Source organism: Mesorhizobium xinjiangense (assembly GCF_009749525.1).
In the GTDB taxonomy this organism is placed as follows: domain Bacteria; phylum Pseudomonadota; class Alphaproteobacteria; order Rhizobiales; family Rhizobiaceae; genus Mangrovimarina; species Mangrovimarina xinjiangensis.
This window is the reverse complement of record NZ_WOAC01000004.1, coordinates 67,227-89,048: the sequence shown is the minus strand read 5'-3', so window position 1 is coordinate 89,048 and position 21,822 is coordinate 67,227. Positions and strand designations below refer to the sequence as shown.

At 62.7% G+C, this 21,822-nt stretch carries 22 protein-coding genes and 1 tRNA gene; 7 read left to right on the top strand and 16 right to left on the bottom strand.

Annotation, left to right across the window (positions count from 1 at the left end):
• Positions 1–27: 27 nt before the first annotated feature.
• The 3 genes from GM909_RS06175 to GM909_RS06165 all read left to right on the top strand — a co-directional run bounded on the left by GM909_RS06175 (position 28) and on the right by GM909_RS06165 (position 2,830).
• Complete coding sequence (locus tag GM909_RS06175) at positions 28–1,560, top strand: acyl-CoA carboxylase subunit beta (protein ID WP_157015340.1); 1,533 nt, start codon at positions 28–30, stop codon at positions 1,558–1,560.
• Positions 1,561–1,699: 139 nt separating this feature from the next.
• Positions 1,700–2,191 (top strand): Gmad2 immunoglobulin-like domain-containing protein, encoded by a 492-nt coding sequence (locus tag GM909_RS06170; RefSeq protein ID WP_157015339.1) that lies wholly within the window; start codon positions 1,700–1,702, stop codon positions 2,189–2,191.
• A 201-nt stretch (positions 2,192–2,392) separates the two neighbouring features.
• Entirely contained in the window at positions 2,393–2,830 is a 438-nt protein-coding gene (locus GM909_RS06165; RefSeq protein WP_157015338.1) for a hypothetical protein, read from the top strand.
• A 143-nt stretch (positions 2,831–2,973) separates the two neighbouring features.
• Here the strand turns inward: GM909_RS06165 and GM909_RS06160 are convergent, their stop codons facing one another.
• The 3 genes from GM909_RS06160 to GM909_RS06150 all read right to left on the bottom strand — a co-directional run bounded on the left by GM909_RS06160 (position 2,974) and on the right by GM909_RS06150 (position 5,317).
• Positions 2,974–3,612 carry a CDGSH iron-sulfur domain-containing protein gene (locus GM909_RS06160; protein ID WP_157015337.1) on the bottom strand — a complete coding sequence of 213 codons (639 nt, stop codon included), beginning with the start codon at positions 3,610–3,612 and terminating at the stop codon, positions 2,974–2,976.
• Between the two features lie 88 nt (positions 3,613–3,700).
• Positions 3,701–4,072, bottom strand: coding sequence for a hypothetical protein (locus GM909_RS06155; RefSeq protein ID WP_235911680.1), 372 nt, complete (start codon positions 4,070–4,072; stop codon positions 3,701–3,703).
• Positions 4,073–4,489: 417 nt separating this feature from the next.
• Positions 4,490–5,317, bottom strand: a complete 828-nt coding sequence (locus tag GM909_RS06150; protein WP_157015336.1) for an aldo/keto reductase — start codon at positions 5,315–5,317, stop codon at positions 4,490–4,492.
• Positions 5,318–5,395: 78 nt separating this feature from the next.
• On the opposite strand from GM909_RS06150, the gene GM909_RS06145 reads away from it, so the two are divergent.
• Together GM909_RS06145 and GM909_RS06140 are read left to right on the top strand one after the other, a co-directional pair.
• Positions 5,396–6,397, top strand: a complete 1,002-nt coding sequence (locus GM909_RS06145; RefSeq protein ID WP_157015335.1) for a heparan-alpha-glucosaminide N-acetyltransferase — start codon at positions 5,396–5,398, stop codon at positions 6,395–6,397.
• Positions 6,394–6,870 (top strand): methyltransferase family protein, encoded by a 477-nt coding sequence (locus GM909_RS06140; RefSeq protein ID WP_157015334.1) that lies wholly within the window; start codon positions 6,394–6,396, stop codon positions 6,868–6,870. Before GM909_RS06145 ends, GM909_RS06140 begins: the two co-directional genes overlap by 4 nt.
• 22 nt (positions 6,871–6,892) lie before the next feature.
• On the opposite strand, the gene GM909_RS06135 is transcribed toward GM909_RS06140, so the two are convergent.
• From GM909_RS06135 to GM909_RS06110, 6 genes are all read right to left on the bottom strand, one after another.
• Positions 6,893–7,279: a MerR family transcriptional regulator gene (locus GM909_RS06135; protein WP_157015333.1), complete on the bottom strand. Its 387-nt coding sequence runs from the start codon at positions 7,277–7,279 to the stop codon at positions 6,893–6,895.
• 100 nt (positions 7,280–7,379) lie between these two features.
• A complete protein-coding gene (mgtE, locus tag GM909_RS06130) occupies positions 7,380–8,795 on the bottom strand; it encodes a magnesium transporter (RefSeq protein ID WP_157015332.1) in 1,416 nt (471 codons plus the stop codon).
• 417 nt (positions 8,796–9,212) lie between these two features.
• On the bottom strand, positions 9,213–9,830 hold the full coding sequence (locus GM909_RS06125; RefSeq protein WP_157015331.1) for a L,D-transpeptidase: 618 nt from the start codon (positions 9,828–9,830) through the stop codon (positions 9,213–9,215).
• Positions 9,831–10,036: 206 nt separating this feature from the next.
• Positions 10,037–10,552 carry a copper chaperone PCu(A)C gene (locus GM909_RS06120; protein WP_198174147.1) on the bottom strand — a complete coding sequence of 172 codons (516 nt, stop codon included), beginning with the start codon at positions 10,550–10,552 and terminating at the stop codon, positions 10,037–10,039.
• A 47-nt stretch (positions 10,553–10,599) separates the two neighbouring features.
• The gene (locus tag GM909_RS06115) at positions 10,600–11,253 is read right to left on the bottom strand and encodes a cytochrome c oxidase assembly protein (RefSeq protein WP_157015329.1); all 654 of its coding nucleotides are present in this window, start codon (positions 11,251–11,253) and stop codon (positions 10,600–10,602) included.
• 240 nt (positions 11,254–11,493) lie between these two features.
• Positions 11,494–11,578, bottom strand: a tRNA-Leu gene (locus GM909_RS06110).
• 173 nt (positions 11,579–11,751) lie between these two features.
• Here GM909_RS06110 and lipB point away from each other — a divergent pair.
• Together lipB and ggt are read left to right on the top strand one after the other, a co-directional pair.
• A complete protein-coding gene (gene lipB, locus GM909_RS06105) occupies positions 11,752–12,498 on the top strand; it encodes a lipoyl(octanoyl) transferase LipB (protein WP_157015328.1) in 747 nt (248 codons plus the stop codon).
• A gap of 2 nt (positions 12,499–12,500) precedes the next feature.
• Positions 12,501–14,261 carry a gamma-glutamyltransferase gene (gene ggt, locus GM909_RS06100; RefSeq protein WP_198174146.1) on the top strand — a complete coding sequence of 587 codons (1,761 nt, stop codon included), beginning with the start codon at positions 12,501–12,503 and terminating at the stop codon, positions 14,259–14,261.
• A 493-nt stretch (positions 14,262–14,754) separates the two neighbouring features.
• On the opposite strand, the gene GM909_RS06095 is transcribed toward ggt, so the two are convergent.
• The 7 genes from GM909_RS06095 to GM909_RS06065 all read right to left on the bottom strand — a co-directional run bounded on the left by GM909_RS06095 (position 14,755) and on the right by GM909_RS06065 (position 21,820).
• On the bottom strand, positions 14,755–15,441 hold the full coding sequence (locus GM909_RS06095; protein WP_407941253.1) for an ABC transporter ATP-binding protein: 687 nt from the start codon (positions 15,439–15,441) through the stop codon (positions 14,755–14,757).
• On the bottom strand, positions 15,438–16,748 hold the full coding sequence (locus GM909_RS06090; protein ID WP_157015327.1) for a lipoprotein-releasing ABC transporter permease subunit: 1,311 nt from the start codon (positions 16,746–16,748) through the stop codon (positions 15,438–15,440). Before GM909_RS06090 ends, GM909_RS06095 begins: the two co-directional genes overlap by 4 nt.
• On the bottom strand, positions 16,745–18,073 hold the full coding sequence (proS, locus tag GM909_RS06085; RefSeq protein WP_157015326.1) for a proline--tRNA ligase: 1,329 nt from the start codon (positions 18,071–18,073) through the stop codon (positions 16,745–16,747). Before proS ends, GM909_RS06090 begins: the two co-directional genes overlap by 4 nt.
• Positions 18,074–18,547: 474 nt before the next feature.
• Positions 18,548–18,817: a DUF1467 family protein gene (locus tag GM909_RS06080; RefSeq protein ID WP_157015325.1), complete on the bottom strand. Its 270-nt coding sequence runs from the start codon at positions 18,815–18,817 to the stop codon at positions 18,548–18,550.
• A gap of 14 nt (positions 18,818–18,831) precedes the next feature.
• The gene (mce, locus tag GM909_RS06075) at positions 18,832–19,236 is read right to left on the bottom strand and encodes a methylmalonyl-CoA epimerase (RefSeq protein WP_157015324.1); all 405 of its coding nucleotides are present in this window, start codon (positions 19,234–19,236) and stop codon (positions 18,832–18,834) included.
• Between the two features lie 52 nt (positions 19,237–19,288).
• On the bottom strand, positions 19,289–20,959 hold the full coding sequence (locus tag GM909_RS06070) for a ribonuclease J (protein ID WP_157015323.1): 1,671 nt from the start codon (positions 20,957–20,959) through the stop codon (positions 19,289–19,291).
• Positions 20,960–20,989: 30 nt separating this feature from the next.
• Positions 20,990–21,820, bottom strand: a complete 831-nt coding sequence (locus tag GM909_RS06065) for a biotin--[acetyl-CoA-carboxylase] ligase (protein WP_157015322.1) — start codon at positions 21,818–21,820, stop codon at positions 20,990–20,992.
• Positions 21,821–21,822 lie beyond the last annotated feature (2 nt).

Sequence of the window (21,822 nt, the reverse complement as noted above, 5' to 3'; positions counted from 1 at the left end):
CAGCATGTTTCGGGGGGAGCCCATTTCATGAAGGATGTTCTTGAGGAGCTCGAGCGCCGGCGTTCCGTCGCCCGCATGGGCGGCGGTCAGGGCAGGATCGATGCGCAGCATGCGCGCGGCAAGCTGACGGCGCGCGAGCGCATCGAGGCCTTTCTCGACGAGGGTTCCTTCGAGGAGTTCGACATGTTCGTCGAGCACCGCTCGACCGATTTCGGCATGGAGAAGACGAAGGTCGCCGGCGACGGCGTCGTCACCGGCTGGGGCACGGTCAACGGCCGTACCGTTTATGTTTTCGCCAAGGATTTCACCGTCTTCGGCGGCTCGCTTTCCGAGGCTCATGCCGAGAAAGTGCAAAAGGTCCAGGACATGGCGCTGCGGAACCGGGCGCCGATCATCGGTTTTTACGACGCCGGCGGCGCGCGCATCCAGGAAGGCGTCGCCGCGCTCGGCGGTTATGCCGAGATCTTCCAGCGCAACGTGCTCGCATCCGGCGTCATCCCGCAGATATCGGTCATCATGGGACCGTGTGCCGGAGGCGACGTCTATTCGCCGGCAATGACCGATTTCATCTTCATGGTGCGCGACACCTCCTACATGTTCGTCACCGGCCCGGACGTGGTGAAGACGGTAACCAACGAGACGGTGACGGCCGAGCAGTTGGGCGGTGCATCGGTCCACACGACCAAATCGTCGATTGCCGACGGTGCCTATGACAACGATGTCGAGGCGCTTTTGCAGATGCGCAGGCTGATCGATTTCCTGCCCGCCTCGAACACGTCCCCCCTGCCCGAGGTCGAATGCTTCCAGCCGGTCGACGAGCCCGACATGTCGCTCGACAGGCTGGTGCCCGACAACGCCAACAAGCCCTACGACATCAAGGAACTGATCCTGAAGACGGTCGATGAAGGCGATTTCTTCGAGATCCAGGACAATTTCGCCAAAAACATCGTCACCGGCCTTGGCCGCATGGAAGGCCGCACGGTCGGCTTCGTTGCCAACCAGCCTATGGTGCTGGCGGGTGTTCTCGATTCCGACGCCTCGCGCAAGGCCGCGCGCTTCGTGCGCTTTTGCGACTGCTTCTCCATCCCGATCGTCACCTTCGTGGACGTTCCCGGCTTCCTGCCCGGAACCAGCCAGGAATATGGCGGGCTGATCAAGCATGGCGCCAAGCTGCTGTTCGCCTATGCCGAAGCCACGGTGCCGAAGATCACGATCATCACGCGCAAGGCCTTCGGCGGCGCCTACGACGTTATGGCGTCGAAACATCTCAGAGGCGACATCAACTATGCCTGGCCGACGGCGCAGATTGCGGTGATGGGCGCCAAGGGCGCCGTGGAGATCATTTTCCGCAAGGATATCGACGATGCGGACAAGATCGCAAAACACACCCGGATGTATGAAGATCGCTTCCTGTCGCCATTCGTTGCCGCCGAGCGCGGCTATATCGACGAGGTGATCATGCCGCATTCGACCCGGCGGCGCATTGCGCGCTCACTCAGGATGCTGCGCAACAAGGATCTGCAAAACCCGTGGAAAAAGCACGACAACATTCCGCTATAGCGGTGGTTGTGTAATCCGTCTCACAGATGGCGGCCTCTCCGTCTGCTCCTATACGTTGACCGACTCATACCGCGGGCAATCGGCGAATGCCTGTCGCAGCGGTCGCTCGGACCGCGTAGTGACACAGGAAAGGCCTGTCATGCCCAATTTCGTCCAACAGCCGCAACCTTATGATCTCGTCGGCGATCCGCTTCTCGTCGCGGGCATAGGCCAGGGCTTCGAGGCAATTCTGAACTACAGGGTGCATGACGGCCACGACGAACGCATCGGATTTCTCAATGTCGGCGGCGGCACCGGCGAGCACGGCCAGTTCCAGATCGCCGTGACGATCGGCAACGCTGCCTTCCGGCTCGACCGCATCTTCGTCGAGATATTCGAAGACAGCGCCCAGAACGGCAACGAGATCAACAAGGTGATCGTACCGGTGATCTACGGTCCGCGCATCGTGCCGGGCTATGTCGGTTTCCGCATTCATGTCGTGAAGGCGGGCGACACGCTGTCGAAGATCGCCGAGGAACACTATGGCGATGCCGGACGTTTCAATGACATTGCCCGCGCCAATCCCCAGATCATCACGGATCCCGATGTCATTTCAATCGACCAGCACTTGAAGGTACCGATCGGCTCGTAGCACACAGCACTCGCCGGACAGGCAGATGTGAAGCATTGCGGCACGGCCCTGCCGGGCGTGGGCACGGTAACGCAACATGTCGGCTTCAACCGAATTTGAGCGGCTGCCGCCGGTAAAAGACGGTGGACATTGGCCGCGGATGGAGTCACGATTTCGGCTGCAGGTGGCGGACTTGGCCTAGACCATGGTTAGGAGGCCAATATGAAACACCAGACACTTGACCAGCTGAAAGGACATGCCGAGGTTCTGCAAGACGGTGTCCATCGCGCGATGACACGCAGCGAAAAGCTGCAGCGTTGGGCTGAACTGCTTGAAAGCGTACCGGGCCGTCGGCTTTCCACCCTGCACGAGACCGAATACCAGGTTCCCGCGCGGCGGATGGAAATGCGCAGCGACAACTCGCCGATCTCGGTCGCCTTCAAGGATCCCGTCCTGCGCCAACAGGGCATGACTGCGGACACCTATGGCGAAGCAAAGCGCTTCTTCGAATTGAGCGATTGGCAGCTTCACGACATCATCTGCTATTGCCATTTCGGCGATTCCATCAGTGCCGAGAGCGCGGCCCGTCATGTGCGCGCAGCTGTCAGCTCGGAGCATCCAGGAATGTTGACGCGTCTGCGTGAAGCATTCATCGGGTGATCGAGGGGATCATTGATTGCGCGGCCCGCCGGCCTGGCGGGCCGATCTTTTTGCGGGGCAACGCGTAGGTTCACAATCATAAGACGGCCTTGTCCGAACGGACATACGGCCTGCGAGATCGGTTCACTTTTCCTGGAAACGCTCTACGGCGCCTTGAAGCCGATCTTCTTGTGCGTGCCGTCGCAAAACGGCTTCTTCGAGGAATGTCCGCAACGGCAGAACCACGTTTTTTCGACGCGTTCGACGGCGCGACCGGTGCCCGATTCCACCTCCAGCCGTCCCGTGACCATCAGCGGTCCGTTGGCGACCGGCTTCACGACCACTTCCCCGGTCAGGTCTGAAATCTGCAAGTCGCTCTCGCGCGGCGCCGGTTCTCCCGTCGCCACGAAGCCACCCGCAATATGGCCGTTGTCGCAAAACGGCTTGTTGGCCGACAGGCCGCAGCGGCAAAGCGTGGCGCGCAGCGCCTTGCCATGCCCTTCGATCATCATATCGGCGTGAAAGGCGAGCGGCCCGTTCTCCCGAACCATGACGACGTTGGCGCGCGGCGGATGCTCATTCGCCCCTTCGTCCTTGCGTTCCACGGTAATGGCGCCGGATGGACAGGCATAGGCGACACGCATGACGTCCTCGACCGGTGATGCATCGGGATCGCCCCAGTCTCCCTTGACGCCGGCCTTGAAGACGCCCGGCTCGCCGGTCACGCAGCGCCGCGCATGAATGCAGCGGTGACTGTCGAAGCGGATCGTTATGCCGCGGCCCTCAAAGGTCTGGATCGCCATCTGAACCTCCCGCGCTTGCCGGCACGCAGCCGCACCGTGCGAACCTCATCATAGCACAAACCGTCCCGATACTCCGCAGTCGGGATGTTCAGAACGACTTGGGCGGGACGAACAGGCAGATCGTCCGTCCGTCATTGGCTCCGGCGACCGAGCACCAATGATAGAGCCCGTCGGGCGACTGGCGGATGCGCCTGTCGGAATACGCCACCACCTCCCCGGTGCCGTTGATGACATAGCCGGACCGGCGTTCACTGATGGCGTTTGCCGGAACTTCCCGACAGTCATAGCCCGAACAACAGGAATAGGGGTACTCCCAGCCCGTCTTGGCATCATGGGCAAGGGCCCATTGGGGCGAGAAGGCGGCGGTCGCCAAGACGGCCGCTTGCACGAGGCCCGGAAAGATCCGGCGCGGATTTCGTGTTGCGGACGGGGGATGGGTTTGTTGCGCGTGGTGTTTCATGACAGCGTTCCTGACCATCGGGTGTTTCAAGCCGCAGCTTGCCCGACCTTGAACGCTTTCCTGCCCAGGACCGCCCGTCCCGTTGTCGGCGGCGGCCACAGATCGATCGTCTTCGCCCCCTTCCGAAGGTTAAAGCCTGCCGCGATTCTCTGCGCCCGGCAAGCTCATGCCGCCCTGCATCAATGCCGGCGGCCGATATTCTTCCAACCCTCGGACGGGCAGATGGTTGCCGCAAGCGGCCAAATTGTCTGTGCGGCATTTCTCAGACTGAGCCCAGAGCATGTCCCGCTCAAACGGAATCGATTGAGCGAAAGGCACATGCTCCAGAATATTGATCTGGCGCGCATATCTTTGCTTCAAACGGTTCCGTTTGAAGCGAACGCGCGCTAGAACCGGGCGCCGACATGTGGGGCCGTCTCAGGCCTCATCCCATTGCGGCGAAAAATCATAGTCACAGATGCGAATGCCGGCGCGCCGCAATGACGAGATCTCATCGATCTCCGCATCGGTGAGCGCGAAATCGAAGATGTCGATGTTCTCGGCCAGCCGCTCCTTGCGCGTCGTGCGCGGGATGGCCGCCACGCCCTGCTGGACGTGCCAGCGCAGCACGATCTGTGCCGGCGATTTGCCATGACTGTCGGAGGTGGCACGGATCGCCGGCTCGTCGAACAGCACACCGCCGCGAAACAGCGGACAATAGGAAACCAGCGCCATGCCGTTGGCTTTGCACATGGCGATCAGCTTCGACTGGTCGAGCTTCGGATGGTATTCGACCTGGTTGCAGGCGAGCGGTGCCTCGCTTGCGGCAATGGCACGCTGGAGCAGCACCGTCGGGAAGTTGGACACGCCGATATGGTGCGCCAAGCCGGCCGAACGAGCCTTGTTCAGCGCGCCGATCGCCTGTTCGACGGGAACTTGCGGGTTGGGCCAGTGGATGAGCAGCAGGTCGACATGATCGAGACCGAGACGGCGCAGGCTTGCCTCGGCCGAGCGCTCCAGGTCGCCCGGCGCGATATCGCTCCACCACACCTTGGTCGTGACGAACAGGTCCTCGCGCGGCAGGCCTGCTGCCGCGATGGCCGCGCCGACATCATCTTCATTGTCATACATGCTCGCCGTATCGATGTGGCGATAGCCCGTCGCGATGGCGTTTTCGACGAGATCCTGGCACTGCCGCCCCTTCAGCGTCCAGGTTCCCAGTCCGAGCACGGGCATATTCGCGCCATTTGCATTGATCGTCTGCATTATCGATCCTCCATCTGATCCGCGCCGCCAACCCGTTGCGGGTTGCGCGCTGCGCGGTTCCACGCAACAACTCACAGCATGTATTCGCAAGCCGCATCCGAACAAGCCCCTCTTCGCACGCGCCGGCGCATCGGTGCCATCGACGCGGCCCGCGGCATGGCTCTGCTCACCATGGCAATCTACCATCTCGCCTGGGACCTGGAATTTTTCGGCTACGCACCACACGGCATGACGGCCGAAGGCGGCTGGCGGCTGTTTGCCCGGGCCATCGCCTCGTCCTTTCTCTTCCTCGTCGGTTTCAGCCTGTTTCTGGCCCACGGCAAGGGCATCCGCTGGCAATCCTTTTGGCGCCGGCTGGCCATGGTCGCGGGCGCGGCTGCGCTGATTACGGTCGCAACCCGCCTGGCAACGCCTGGTTCCTTCATCTTTTTCGGCATCCTGCACCAGATCGCGCTTGCCAGCCTTCTGGGCCTGGCCTTTCTCAAGGTTCCGGCGCGCTGGATCGTCCTGATCGCGGTCGCCGTCATTGTCGCGCCGCATGTGCTGCGCAACCCGCTGTTTGATCACCCGGCCTTCTGGTGGTTGGGACTTTCGGCCGACCCGCCGCGCTCCAACGACTACGTCCCCGTATTCCCCTGGTTTGGCGCGGTACTGCTCGGCATGGCCGCCGCCAGGCTCGCCGTCGCTCGCGACTGGCTCGAGCGCGTTGCAGCCTGGTCGCTTCCCTCCTGGAGCGGTATTCTGCAGTTTGCCGGCAGACACAGCCTCGCCGTCTATCTCATCCATCAGCCGGTGCTGATTGCCTGCGTGTGGTTTGCCGCCCAATTGATTCCGCCGGCGGGCATTTCTCCACAAGCGCAGTTGCGCCAGTCCTGCGAGCAACAATGCATGAACGATCTGAGCCGTGCATTTTGCGAGCGCTATTGCGGCTGCGTCCTTGACCGGACGGAAGGAGAAGGCAAGCTGGATCAGGTTTACGGCGGCGTACCGGACCCGCAACTGGACGGGTGGCTCCAGGAAACGGCGGCCGCCTGTACTGCCGAGACCATGCGCGCAAGCAACGAGGGAGGGAACCAATGAGCCAAGCTGAGGAACGGCCGAGCCGCGTGCCCTGGCCGCCGATCATCTATCTCGCGGCAATCGTGATCGCCGTCGCCTTGAGCTACACCGTGCCCCTGCCCTGGCTGGTGGAGCCCACATCCGATCTTCTGTTCGCCGTCGGTCTGGTCGCCATTGCCGGCGCGATCGCTATCGAGGTCGCGGCAATGCGGGCGCTCAAACGGGCGGAAACGACGATCCTGCCGACAAGGGCGTCAGCGCATCTCGTGACGGACGGCCCCTTTTCCTTTTCCCGCAACCCGATCTACCTGGGCAACACGCTGTTCATGATCGGGATAGGATTGATGGCGGGTGCTGCCTGGTTCATCGTCCTGGCGGTGGTCGCGGCCTTCTTGACGCAAAAGCTCGCCATCGAGCGCGAGGAAGAGCATCTGGCAACACGTTTCGGCAAGCGTTACCGCGACTACCGAAAAAGGGTCAGACGCTGGATATGAGCCGGCCGGCCGATCGGCCGTCTCACGTATTCACTCCGAGTTCGACGAGTCGCTCGACGCATGATTCTTCGGCATGGTCGAGCTCGGCAAGGGTCTCCTCCAGGTCACGCCGCTTCTGACGCAACTCGCCGCGTTTTTCCTCGATGCGCTTGATCATCAGTTTGAGCTGGCCCACCTCGCCCGGCGGTTCCTTGTACATCTGGATGATTTCGCGGATTTCGTTGATGGAAAAGCCCAGGCGCCGGCCGCGCAGAATCTGCCTGATCAGGTGACGGTCGGTTGGACGAAACAGCCGGGTCCGGCCGCGGCGGACCGGCTGCACCAGCCCTTCATCCTCGTAGAATCGCAATGTTCGCGTCGATATGTCGAACTCGCGGGTGAGCTCTGTAATCGAATAATATTCCCGCATCGAAACCCCGGTTTAAACCGTTTCACAGCCATCATGTTTGCCATGGCGTTTACGTAAAAGTCAATTCACGTGCAGGCGCGCTGCCGCAACGGGACCGGATTCAGGCAAAGCCGAACCAGAGCGTTGCAAGGCCCAGGAAGGCGAAGAATCCGACCACATCGGTGACCATGGTCACGAAAACCGAGGAGGCGATGGCCGGGTCGGCGCCCAGCCGATCGAGAAGCAGCGGGATGAGAATGCCGGCAAGCGCGGCGGCAAGCATGTTGATGATCATGGCGGTCCCGATCACGCCCCCGAGGCCGAGATTCTGGAACCACAGCCCGGCGACCGCCCCGATAAGCACTGCGAAAGTCGCTCCGTTCAATATTCCCACAGTTGCCTCGCGGCGGATGACGCGCCCGGCATTGTAGATATCGAGATTTCGTGTCGCCAGGGCACGCACCGTCACCGTCATGGTCTGGGTGCCGGCGTTTCCGCCCATTGAGGCGACGATCGGCATCAGGATGGCCAGCGCCACCATCTGCTGGATCGTTGCATCGAACAGCCCGATCACCGAGGCCGAGAGGAAGGCGGTGGCGAGGTTGACCATGAGCCACGGCGCACGCGAGCGCGACGTTGCGACCACGGTGTCGGACAGTTCCTCGTCGCCGACGCCGCCCATGCGCATGAGGTCTTCCTCGGCCTCCTCCTGGATGACGTCGACGACATCGTCGATCGTCAGCACGCCGACGAGGCGTTCGTTCTCGTCGACCACCGCGGCCGACAGGAGGTCGTATTGTTCGAATTCACGCGCCGCTTCTTCCTGGTCCATGGTGGCGGGAATGGCATGGCGCGTCTCATGCATGATCTCCTCGATCTTCACGCTGCGCTGAGTGCGCAGGATCTGGTCGAGATGGACAGCGCCGAGCAGCTTGAACGTCGGATCGATGACGAAGATCTGGCTGAACTCGTCCGGCAGGTCGCGGCTTTCGCGCATGTAGTCGATCGTCTGGCCGACCGTCCAGAAAGGCGGCACGGCGACGAACTCCGTCTGCATGCGTCGCCCGGCCGTCTCTTCGGGATAATCGAGCGACCGGCGCAGCCTGATTCGTTCGGTAAAAGGCAGCCTTGACAGGATTTCTTCCTGATCGGCTCCATCCAGATCCTCGAGGATGTAGACCGCATCATCGGAATCGAGCTGCTGCAGGGCCTTGGCGATCTGATCGTTCGGCAGGGCGCCGACGATATCGAGACGGATCGCGTCATCGACCTCGGTCAGGGCAGTGAAGTCGAAGTCCTTGCCCATCAGCTCGACCAGCGAGCGCCGCTGTTCGGGGAGCATGGCTTCGATCAGGTCGCCGAGCTCGGACTGGTGCAGGCCCGTTATGTCCTGCTTGAGCGTGAGGATGTCGCGATCGGCGATCGCCGCGCCGATATGCGCCAGAAATGCGGGACGGATTGCTCCATCCTCGCCATAGATACCGGATTCGGCCGTTTCAGGTGCGGCGCCGTTTTCGTGTTCGTCCGTGCCCGTCATGGCGCCTCCCGCTGGGATTGCTTCGGGTTCGATGCCAAGCTCTAGAGCAATTCCGGGAGAAGTGGAAACCGGTTCTCCGTCCGCAAATGCGAAAAATCCGGACATGCTGGGCACAGCATGTCCCGCGACGGACTTTGACGCCTACCGTCAATCAGGAAACGACGCCCCTGAACGGGTGATGGCCCTTCCCTTCCCGGCCCGCGGCACGCCGGACGGGACGGCAAGACGTCTTGGCCAATCGGTGAGCGCGTGAGGCCAACGTCGAAGAAGTGGGGTCGACCGGAGTGGGATGACCGGCCGACCCCGCCGTTGCCTCCATACGGGAGATGGTCAGCATATTAGCAATACGTACCCGCGCGACATGGCGTTATCGCACACCTGCTGAGCCGATCGTTTCCGCAGCCCTTGCCGTTCGCCTCACGCCTGAATGACGACCACCCTGGCGCCGGTGGACACCCGGTCATACAGGTCGATCACATCGTGGTTGGTCATCCGGATACAACCGCTGGACACCGCCCCGCCGATCGTCGTTGGCTGATTGGTCCCGTGTATGCGGAACATCGTGTCGCGGCCGCCGCGATACAGATACAGCGCGCGTGCGCCGAGCGGATTGCGCAGGCCGCCGGGAACGCCGGCGGCATATTTGGCGTAACGCTTCTCGCGCCTGATCATGTTCTGAGTCGGCGTCCAGCTCGGCCATTTCGCCTTGCGCCCGATGACGGCGTTTCCGCGAAGCGTCAGGCCCTCGCGCCCGACGCCGATGCCATATCGCATGGCCCGACCGTCGCCGAGTACGTAGTAGAGGCGGCGTTCCGGCGTGTTCACGATGATGGTCCCAGCCGGATAATCCCCGTCGAAGTCAACTTCCCGGCGCCGAAGATCGGGATTGATCTTATTCAGTGGGAGAGCATCGATCGGAAACGCCTCGCTGCGGATGGCAGCATAATTCAATGCATCCGATCGTATATTGGTGACGGAACAGCCGGCGACGAACAAGGGAAGACCGAAAAGCAAACTGCGGCGCGAAATGGACATCGTGACCCCGAAAAATTGAACAGCGATCTATTGGCAAGTAAGGGCTTATGGTTAACGCTTTATTTCAGCCGGTACCATTCACGCGCCTTCGGTTTCGAATGGCGGAAGTGGCTGATCTTCATCATGTGATGCCTCGGGGCAACAGCGTGCGGCCCTCCCGCAAGAACATGTCCCGCTGAAACGGAATCGTTTGAAGCGAACGCGCGCTAATGCTGCGCCCCCGCGTCTTCGACAATCACTTTGACCGGCAGCTTTCCCTCCGGCCCGAAATCCAGGATGAGGTCGAACGTGTCGCCCGCTTCGAGCGGTTGGTGAAGTCCCGAAAGCCAGATGTGCTCACTCCACGCGGCGAGCGAGACGGGCTTGTTCGGCGGCAGGTCGATGCTTTCGGGCCAGGTCGCCGCCTCACCGTCGTTCGCCATCCGGAAGCGCACCGCATCGGCAATCGGGCTGGAGGCCCCGACCAACCGGACGGCGGTATCGCCCCCGTTGAGGAGCGGTCCGTAAACAGCGATGCCGTCGGCATTTTCCTCTGGCGGCGGCGCCCAGACGTGACCGACCGCGATGGAGCCGTGCTTGTAGCTGTGGGCGAGCGCGCCGGCCGGAAAATTGGGGACAGCCCAGGCAAGAGCCAGCGCGGCTGCCAAGAACAGGGACTTGAGTTCCAGCAAGCGGCGATACGGGCGCGCCGGACGGCGCCTGGTGGTCGACATCTCGGTCATCCTTCGTCTCTCCCCTCCACACAGGTCCCCGAACAACGGCATCGTTTTCATCGCCGTGGCGCGTCGTTGTCGAAGCCGACCGTTTCGGCCTTTTTCAGTTTTGCCTCCGTGGCTTGCGAGCCCGCCTTGAGATCGCGCGCGGCCTCGACCTCCTCGGGCGAGAGCTGCTTCTGCCGGAAGAAGGTATAGGACAGGGTGATGTTGCGGAACATCTCGGCATCCTTGTCCTTCAGCATATGCTCATCGACATAGAACACGAGCGGCATGCGGGCGCTTTCGCCCGGCGCGAGCTTCTCTTCGGTGAAGCAGAAGCACTCGATCTTGAAGAAATACGGCGCGGTCTGGTTCGGTGTGACGTTGAACACCGCCCGGGCGACAACCGTCTCATCGGAATTGTTCTTGGCGTAGTAATAGACCTTGGTCGGCTCTCCGAACCGGGTCTCGACCCGTCTTTGCTCGGACCGGAACTCCCAGGGCAGACCGGGTGCCACATTGGCGTCGAACGAAACAGTGACTTTCTCGTTTGTCGACGCCGTGTCCGGCTGCTTTGCAATGGCGCGCTGCACGGTGCCGCCGTAGCCGGTCACAGCACAAAACAGCTGATAGAGCGTCGGCGAATAGACCACCAACCCCGTCATGACGGTCAGAATGGTTCCAATCAGCGCCAAAACGCGGATGTTGCTTGTGCGAGGGGAACTCATGCACTGCTTTCGTTCATCTGGGGTCCCCAGATTTGCGGCATGGCGAACCGCAGCAGCAATGTGACAGCTGAACGCGCGCGGGTTTGACGCACGGAGGTTGTGACGGCCGGCGAAGCGGCGATGCGGGCGGGAATCGTGCCAGAACGGCCATTGAAGGAACCCGTGCGCCGCACGCATCGCGCGGACGCGCGGAGCGCTTGATCCCAACGTGTTGTAAAACAACGATTTTCACTTGAAGACTGGTGCGGTCGAGAAGACTCGAACTTCCACGGGTTGCCCCACAGCGACCTCAACGCTGCGCGTCTACCAATTCCGCCACGACCGCACGTGGTAGAAGCCGACCCTGTCGGCTCGGCGCATGTAGCAAATCGGCCCCAGCGAAACAAGCCTCATGGCGCCAATATTTTGCCCTGACATCCAGGACCGGAAAAGCCTGTTCAAGCCGTTCTGGACCTCGCCCGCATTTGCCGCCATATGTAGCGGCGAAGGAACTTCGTCATGCCCCAACGACACGCTCCAGGACTAAAATTCTTCCCGGCTCCAGGCGCCCCGTCCGTCGAGTGGCGCATCGAGCCGGGCCTTGTCGACTATGATGCCGCGCTTCAATTCATGGAGAGCCGTGCGGCGGATATCCGCGCAGGATCGGCACGCGAATGCGTCTGGCTGGTGGAACATCCCGCGCTCTATACGGCCGGCACGAGCGCGCGCCCCGGCGACCTGATCGAGCCAGACCGGTTTCCAGTCTATCAGGCAGGCCGCGGTGGAGAATACACTTATCACGGGCCGGGCCAGCGCGTTGCCTATGTCATGCTCGATCTCAAGCGCCGGCAGGAAGACGTGCGCGCCTTCGTGGCCGCGCTCGAGGAATGGATCATACGAGCGTTGGCGCGGTTCAACGTGCGCGGCGAGCGCCGGGAAGACCGGGTCGGCGTCTGGGTGATGCGGCCGGACAAGCCGCCGCTTGCCGACGGCGGGCCCGCCGAGGACAAGATCGCTGCCATCGGCATACGCCTGCGCAAATGGGTGAGTTTTCACGGCATCGCCGTCAATATAGAACCTGAGCTCGACCATTTTTCGGGGATCGTGCCGTGCGGCATCTCCGGTCATGGCGTCACCAGCCTTGTCGATCTCGGACTACCGGTGACGATGGCCGATTTCGATGTGGCGTTGCGGGCGTCGTTCGAGGAGGTGTTCGGCGCCAGCGAAGCGGCCGATGCCGGCGGGACCGTTCGAAGGAGTGCCTGACGATGCAAATTGCCAGACTGAGCATGCCCCTGCTTCTCGCCCTGGCTGTCTCACTTGCCAGTCCTTTACATGCCCAGCAGGCGGCCGACGCCATTGCCCCGGAGGGCGCGACCGGCCTCGCTGCGCAAAAAGCCGTCACGGCAGAGCGCCACATGGTGGCGGCCGCCAATCCGCTGGCGGCCGAAGCCGGACGCAAAATCCTGCGCCAGGGCGGAAGTGCGGCCGATGCGCTCGTCGCGGTGCAAACGGTTCTCGGCCTGGTCGAGCCGCAATCGTCCGGCCTGGGCGGCGGCGCCTTTCTCGTCTGGTATGACGCGGCAAGCGGGACGGTGACGACGATCGACGGCCGCGAAACAGCCCCGGCCGCCACCACCGGCGAGCTGTTTCTCGACGCCTCGGGCAAGCCGCTGCCCTTTTTCGATGCCGTGGTCGGCGGTCGCTCGGTGGGCGTGCCGGGTGTCGTGCGGCTGATGGAAATGACCCACGCGAAATACGGCAAGCTGCCCTGGCGGCAATTGTTCGAGCCGGCGGCCACGATGGCCGAAGACGGCTTTGCCGTATCGCCACGGCTGGCAAGCCTGATCGCGGCGGACGCCAAGCGGCTGTCGGGCCAAACCGGCACGCGCGCCTATTTCTTCGACGACGACGGCGCGCCGCTGACGGCCGGCACGCTGTTGCGCAATCCCGACTATGCCCGTTCGCTGAGGATCATCGCCGAGGACGGCCCGGACGCGTTCTACGAGGGAGAGATCGCGCAACAGATCGTCGACGCGGTCAACGGTCACCCGACCAATCCGGGCAAGCTGTCGGCGAAAGACATGGCCGCCTACCAGGCAAAGGAACGCCCGGCCGTCTGCGCGCCTTATCGCGGATATGAAGTCTGCGGCATGGGACCGCCCTCCTCCGGCGCGCTCACGGTCGGCCAGATCCTCGGCATGCTCGAGCATTTCGACCTCGCCGGCCTCGGACCGCAAGACCCCGAAAGCTGGCGGCTGATCGGCGACGCGACCCGCCTGGCCTTTGCCGATCGCGGGCGCTACATGGCCGACAGCGATTTCGTCTCCATGCCCAAGGGGCTCCTGAACGCCGGTTATCTTGCCACGCGTTCCGCCCTCATCCGCCGCCCGGCCGCCCTTGCCCAGGACGAGGTAACGCCCGGCGAGCCGCCCTGGGACAAGGCCGAGCTGCGCATGGACGGCATCGAGACCGAGCGTCCTTCGACATCGCATTTCGTCATCGTCGACGAGGCAGGCAACATCGCCTCCATGACCACCTCGATCGAGAACGGGTTTGGCGCCCGGCTGATGGCGGCCGGCTTTCTGCTCAACAACCAGCTCACCGACTTTTCCTTCGTGCCACAGGACAATGGCGCGGCGGTGGCCAACCGCGTCGAGCCCGGCAAGCGCCCGCGCTCCTCCATGTCGCCGACCATCATCCTGCGTGACGGTGCGCCCGTTCACGCCCTGGGCTCGCCGGGCGGCAGCAACATCATTCCCTATGTCGCCAACACGATCATCGCCCTGATCGACTGGAAGATGGACATCCAGCAGGCGATTGCGCTGCCACATCTGACCAACCGCTTCGGCGACTACGCCCTTGAAGCCGGAACACCGGCCGAGGAAATGGCGGACGATCTCGCCGCGCTGGGATTCGACGTTACGACCCGCGCGCTCAACTCCGGCCTGCACGGCGTATCTGTTGTCGACGACCGGCTCGTCGGCGGCGCCGATCCGCGCCGTGAGGGCGTGGTGCTCGGCGACTGACCGGCGCGCACGGCCGGATCGGGCGACACACTCCCGAACACATAATGTCTGAAGCATGTCCCGCTCAAACGGAATCGTTTGAGCGAAAGGTACATGCTCCAACATATTGAGCTGGCGCGCATATCTTTGCTTCAAACGTTTCCGTTTGAAGCGAATGCGCGCTAGGCGACCAGCCATCCGGCCGGTCAACGGCGCCTTCAAAATGCGCCGATCCACATCGCCATGGCGACGATGAAGGTGCTGACGGAAACGAGCGAGACGACATCCTGCAAGAGATCGGTCATGGAACCCTCATGTTTTCTATCTGTATGCAATATGTTCCATGTTTGTTCTTTTTGTCAAGCCAGCCGGGATATGCTCCTGACACTTCGCATCGGCCCCAAGCGCGATGTCATGGAGCATGCCCCGCTCAAACGAGGTCGTTTGAGCGAAAGGCAGATGCTCCAACATATTGATCTGGCGGCACAGCCAGATTCACGCGTTCGGGAATTCGTCAGGCCGGAATGATCTTGCCGTCCGTCAGCGTGACCTTGCGGTCCATGCGTCCGGCCAGTTCGTGATTGTGCGTGGCAATCAGGGCCGAGAGACCCGAATGACGCACCAGCGCCTCAAGCGCTTCGAAGACGTATCCGGCCGTGACCGGATCGAGATTGCCGGTCGGCTCGTCGGCCAGCAGCACCAGAGGCGCATTGGCAACCGCACGCGCGATCGCCACGCGCTGTTGTTCACCACCGGACAGTTCGGCCGGCCGATGCCCCGCCCGCTTGGCGATCTTCATATAGTCGAGGAGCTGCGTGGCGCGGTGTTCGGCTTCCTGGCGCGCCAGGCCGTGCACGAGCTGCGGCAGGACGATGTTCTCGAGCGCGGAGAATTCGGGCAGGAGATGATGGAACTGGTAGACGAAACCCACATCGTTGCGGCGGATTGCCGTGCGTGCATCGTCCGACAGCTTGCCGCAGGATTGGCCGTTCAGCACGACGTCGCCGGCGTCGGGACGCTCCAGCAGCCCTGCCAGATGCAGCAGCGTCGACTTGCCGGCGCCCGAGGGAGCGACAAGCGCCACCATCTCGCCGCGGCGAAGGGCGAAGTCGGCACCGTCCAGGATGGACAGCGTCTTCGTGCCCTGTCGAAAGCGGCGCTCGACGCGCTGCAACTGCAAAACCGGGTCGGACGCCATCATTCGTACCTCAGCGCCTCGACAGGATCGAGCCGCGCGGCCCGCCAGGCAGGAAAGATCGTCGCCAGAAGAGACAGGACCAGCGCCATCACGATGACCGACACCGTCTCTCCCGCGTTCATCTTGGCCGGCAACTGACTGAGGAAATAGAGCTCCGGATCGAACAGCCGCGTTCCCGACAGCCAGGAGAAGAAGGCACGGATCGATTCGACGTTCAGGCAGACAATGATGCCGAGAACGACGCCGGCCGCTGTCCCCGTGACTCCGATTGCCGCCCCGGTCATCACGAAGATGCGCATGATGGAGCCACGCGTCGCCCCCATCGTGCGCAGGATCGCAATGTCGTGCGACTTGTCCTTCACCAGCATGACCAGACCCGAAATGATGTTGAGAGCGGCCACCAGCACGATCAGGGTCAGGATCATGAACATGACGTTGCGCTCGACCTGCAGGGCCGAAAAGAAGGTCTGGTTGCGCTGGCGCCAATCGCTCAGATAGAGCTGGCGCTGCGCGGCGATCTCGACCGGTTGCTTCAACGCGTCGACCGCATCGGGGTCCTCGACCGAGATCTCGATCGTCTGCGCCTTGCCCTCGCTGTTGAAATAGAGCTGCGCCTCCGACAGCGGCATGAAGACGATCGAGGCGTCATATTCCGACATGCCGATCTCGAATATCGCGGTCACCGGATAGGATTTCTGCCGCGGCACGGTTCCGAACGGCGTGACGTCGCCTTCGGGCGAGGTCAGCGTGATCGAATCGCCGATCCCGAGACCGAGATTTTCCGCCATGCGCACGCCGATCGCCACGCCCTGCGATCCGTCGAACCCGTCGAGCGTTCCCTGACGGATATCGCGGGCCACAAGTTCGACCCGCTTGATATCCTGTTCGCGGATGCCGCGCACGAGCGCGCCCGTTCCGTTGCCCAGATTGCCCGAGGCCAGCACCTGGCCCTCGACCAGCGGGATGGCGTATTTGACGCCCCTGACGCCTTCGATGCGCTCGGCCACCGCGGCGTAGTCGTCGAGCGGGCGGTCGATCGGCTGCAGGATCATGTGGCCGTTGGTGCCGAGAATGCGCGTCAGCAGTTCGGCGCGAAATCCGTTCATCACGGCCATCACGATGATCAGCGTCGCGACGCCGAGCATGATGCCGACGAAGGAGATCGACGCGATCACCGAGATGAACGCCTCCTTGCGGCGCGAGCGCAGATAGCGCCAGGCGACCATGCGCTCGAAAAGCGAGAACGGTCCGGCGCCGGCCCTGCTGTTCTTGCCCTGCCCTTTTGTGGTCTGCCCGCCAGCGTTGCTCATGCACCCCCGCCGAACCGCTTGGCAATGTCGGCGATCGCGATCGTCTCGCGCGCGCCGCTCTTGCGGTTCTTCAATTCCACCTCGCCCGCCGCAATGCCACGCGGCCCGACGACAACTTGCCAAGGCAGGCCGATCAGGTCCGCTGTCGCGAATTTGGCCCCGGCACGCTGGTCCGTATCGTCATGAAGCACGTCCTTGCCGCTTGCCGTCAACACCGTCTCGATCTCGGCGCACACCCGATCGCAGTCGGCGTCGCCCGGTTTCATGTTGATGAGCGCGACGTCGAAGGGCGCCACCGATTCCGGCCAGACAATGCCGTTCTCGTCATGCGAGGCCTCGATGATGGCGGCAATGAGGCGTGACGGCCCGATGCCGTAGGATCCCATGGAGACGTCGTGCTCCTTGCCGTCCGGCCCGGTGACGCTGGCCCCCAGCGGCTTGGAGTATTTGTCGCCGAAATGGAAGATGTGGCCGACCTCGATGCCGCGCGCCGACAATCGTTTCGCGTCCGGCACGTCCTGCCAGGCAGCCTCGTCGTGCATTTCGTCTGTCGCCGCATAAGGTGTCGTCCACCGCTTGACGATGCCGGCGATCGCATCGTCATCGCCGAAATCGGTGGCCGCATCGGGGATGGGCAGCGCAAGAAAGTCGCTGTGGCAGAAGACCTGACTTTCACCGGTATCGGCCAGAATAATGAATTCGTGGCTGAGATCGCCGCCGATCGGGCCGGTGTCGGCACGCATCGGTATGGCCTGCAGGCCCATGCGGGTGAACGTCCTCAGATAGGCGACGAACATGCGGTTATAGGCCGCTCTGGCGCCTTCGTAATCGAGATCGAAGGAATAGGCGTCCTTCATGAGGAATTCGCGCGAGCGCATGACGCCGAAGCGCGGCCGTACCTCGTCGCGGAACTTCCACTGGATGTGGTAGAGGTTAAGCGGCAGATCCTTGTAGGACTTTACATAGGCGCGGAAGATGTCCGTCACCATTTCCTCGTTGGTCGGGCCGAACAGCATGGCACGCTCGTGGCGATCCTCGATGCGCAGCATCTCGGCGCCGTAGTCGTTGTAGCGCCCGCTTTCGATCCACAGATCGGCCGACTGGATGGTCGGCATGAGGATCTCGAGCGCCCCGGCACGGTTCTGCTCCTCGCGGATGATGTTGCAAATCTTGTCGAGCACCCGCTTGCCGAGCGGCAACCATGAAAAGCTGCCGGCAGCTTGCTGCCGGATCATGCCGGCGCGCAGCATAAGACGGTGAGACACGATCTCCGCCTCGCGCGGATTTTCTTTCAGGATAGGCAGGAAATATTGCGACAACCGCATGAATTGAACCATCGATCAGAGTGAAAGCGCCACAGGAATCGGACCAGTTGCATCGGCCCGACCTTCAAGCGCTTCATAGCCATTTCGTGTCCCGAAGGAAAGCCAAGCAAGCAGCCGCGACAATAGGTAGTCCGAATTTGCCGAGGCAGTAAGCACACACTGCCGTCGCCTTGTGCAGTGCAGCACATGAAAGCCGGTTTTCAGGCAAAAAAATTCGTGACAGGACGATGAACGTTAGGCTAGTGTGCCGCCATAAAATAAGAGAGCGGAACAGAAATTCGCTCTCCTGCGCGGTCAAAGTCTTGGGAGGATGCGATCTAGGCGCGGATTTCTCGCTGCCGCCGAATATCGGAAACAGATCGGACGCGTTTACTTGGCAAGGCTTCGGCCTTGCATTTTTTTTGTGCAATCAAGAACTTTGATCCAAAGGCTGAATTGCCGCTGGAACTCAGCTCGCCATAAACCGGAGGGCGTTCAGTCGAATTCCGGGACGACCATCGGCAAGTCGTCTATCCCCAGTCCAAAATAGACTGTCACAGTGTAGAGCGCCCCGCAGATGATCAAGGTCGCGATCGTGGTGCGCAGGACGGCGCGCGCCATATGCGGGCCCCGCGGGGCACTCGGCGTAGTGCCGAGCGTCACGTCGTCCTCGTCGTCCTGCGTGCGCAAGCCGAAGGGCAGCGCGGCGAAAAGCACGACCCACCAGAGGACGAAGAAAATTGCCAGTGCGGAAATCCAGCTCATTTGCTTTGCCTTCGTCAGGCTTGTTCGAGTTCGACAAGCGTTCCCTGAAAATCCTTCGGATGAAGGAAGAGAACGGGCCTGCCATGAGCGCCGGTTCTCGGCTCTCCGCCGCCCAGTACGCGCGCGCCCTGCGCTATCAGCCGGTCGCGCGCGGCGATGATATCGTCGACTTCGTAGCAGACATGGTGCATGCCGCCCGTCGGGCTACGCTCCAGGAAACTCGCGATCGGCGAGGCTTCACCCAGGGGCTCCAGAAGCTCCACCTTGGTGTTGCCCAGGTCGACGAAGACCACCGTTACGCCATGATCGGGCAATTTTTGCGGCGCGCTCACCCGCGCACCCAGCATGTCACGATAGCCGGCGCTTGCGGCTGCCAGGTCGGGCACCGCGATTGCGACATGATTGAGCCGTCCAAGCATTGCGACATCCTTTCGAGTTACGCGGTCGAACGGCGGCCCGCCCGCGCCTCAATCACCGCGTGACGAACACGGTCACGACCGGCTTCTTGCCCCAGGCCTGCCTGGCGGAATTGCGCACGGCGCGCCGCACCGCCTCCAGAACGAGATCGAGATCCTTACGCCTGGACCGGGGAATGCTATCAACCGCGCCCATTGCCGCACCCAGCATAATGTCTTCCAGCGCCTCCCCCGCGCCGTCCGCTTCCGGCAGGCCGTAGGCGACCAGATCCGGCTCGCCGGCCATCTCATAGCGTTCGTCGAGCACGACGTTAACCGCGACATGGCCGACATAAGACAGTTTGCGCCGATCCTTGATGCCGACATCGTCTTCGCTGCCGACGATCAGGCCGTCCTTGTAGATGCGCCCGAAGGGCACCTGGTCGATGATCTCCGCCGGCCCGGGCGAAAGGCGCAGCATGTCGCCGTTGCGCGCCTGCGCCACTTCCTTGACGCCGGACTTGGCGGCCAGCGCACCATGCGCGACGAGATGGGCCGCCTCGCCATGAACAGGAACGGCGATCCGCGGACGCACGAGGTCGTACATGCGCATCAGCTCCTCGCGCCGCGGATGGCCCGAAACATGAACCAGCGCGTCGCTATCCTCGATGATGCGGATGCCCTGTTCGATCAGGTTGTTCTTGATCTCCAGGATGGCCTTCTCGTTGCCCGGGATGGCGCGCGAGGAAAAGATCACCGCATCACCCGGCGACAACGCGACGGTCTTCATCTCGTCGCGTGCCAGCTTGGCAAGCGCGGCGCGCGGCTCACCCTGGCTGCCGGTGCACAGGATGACGAGTTTCTCCCGCGGGACCAGCCCATAATCCTCTTCGTCGATGAACTCGGGCAGACCGTCTAGATAGCCGAGATCGCTCGCCACATCGATGCAGCGCTTGAGAGAGCGGCCGAGAACCATGACCTGCCGGCCGGCGTCGCGGGCCGCTTCGGCGATCGAGCGGACACGGCCGATATTCGACGAGAAGGAGGTGACAGCCACCCGCCCGGGCGCCTTCTCGATGATCTGCTTGAGGCTTTCGCCGACTTCCTCCTCCGAGGGCGAAATACCGTCGCGCATGGCATTGGTGGAATCGCAGACGAGCGCCAATACGCCGGCCTCGCCGATCGCCTTGAAACGCGCCTCGTCGGTCTTGGCGCCGATCGTCGGCGCCGGATCCATCTTCCAGTCTCCCGTATGGATCACCGTGCCGGCGGGCGAGGTGATGGCCAGCGAGACCGGTTCCGGTATGGAATGGGTGACGGCAATCGCCTCGATCTCGAACGGCCCCACGGAAAAGGTGGACCCGGCGTGGTAGATCTCGACGGGAATGTCGGGAGCATTCGCCTCCGACTGCCGCTTGGCCTCCAGCATTCCGGCGGCGAACGGGGTCATCCAGACCGGCGCTTTCAGGCGCGGCCACAAATCCAGCAAGGCGCCGTAATGGTCTTCATGCGCGTGCGTGATGACAATGCCGCGCAACCGCTCCACACGTTCCTCGATAAAGCGGATATCCGGCAAAACGAGGTCAACGCCGGGCAGATCAGGGCCGGGGAAAGTCACGCCGCAATCGACGATGATCCATTCCCGTTTGTCGGGGTGGCCGAACCCGTACAGCGCCAAATTCATGCCGATCTCGCCTACCCCGCCCAGAGGGACGAAGACCAGCTCCTGTGCCGCGCCTTTTGCCATAGTCAGCCTTTCTTCAACACCGCGGCCGCATCAGCCCGTAGTAGCCGACGCGACAGCGCCAAAATGAACATCACCCGCCGCAATCCTGTGCAGGCGGGCGCTTCGGTCACGAATGACGAAGCGGCAATCTTCGTCGATTGTCTCGAAGATGCCGCGTACCACCTCACCGTCGAGCCGCACGGCCACTTGACTGCCGAGCCCGGCCGCCCGCTCCAGCCACCGACGGCGTACGCCCTCCAGCCCCCTGCCCCCGTTCCAAAGCCGCATGGCGTCCATCCAGGCGTCCGATAGCGCAAGGAACAGAGTTTCGGCGTTGTCCTTCGAGCCGAGTGCGGTCAGCGAAGTCGCGGGATAGGGCGTATTGCCCGGATGCGCCACCACGTTGACACCGATGCCGATCGCCACGGCAAAGCCGCCACCGGGCAGCATGGCCGATTCAAGCAGTATTCCGGCGAGCTTGGCGCCGTCGGCCAGAACGTCGTTCGGCCATTTCAATTCGAAACGCCCCGCCTCTCCCGCCGCACTGCCACCATCCACGCCAATGGCCAATCGCCTCGTCGGCGTCGAAGCCTCCAGAGCGTCGCCGAGCGCCAGTCCCGCCACGAAGCCGAGGGTGGCCGCAACCGGCGGCGCGCAGCAATCGACCAAAAGCAGGCTCGCTGCCAGATTGCCTTTAGGCGTCTCCCAGGAACGCCCCCTGCGGCCGCGTCCGCTTTCCTGCTTCTTCGATACGATCCACAGGCGTCCCGGATCGCCGGCCTGCGCGCGCTCCAGCGCAAGGGCATTGGTGGAGCCAATCGTGTCGAAGGATTCAAGGCGATAGCCTTCTAGCGACGCGCCCGGCGCCAGCGCGAATCCCATCG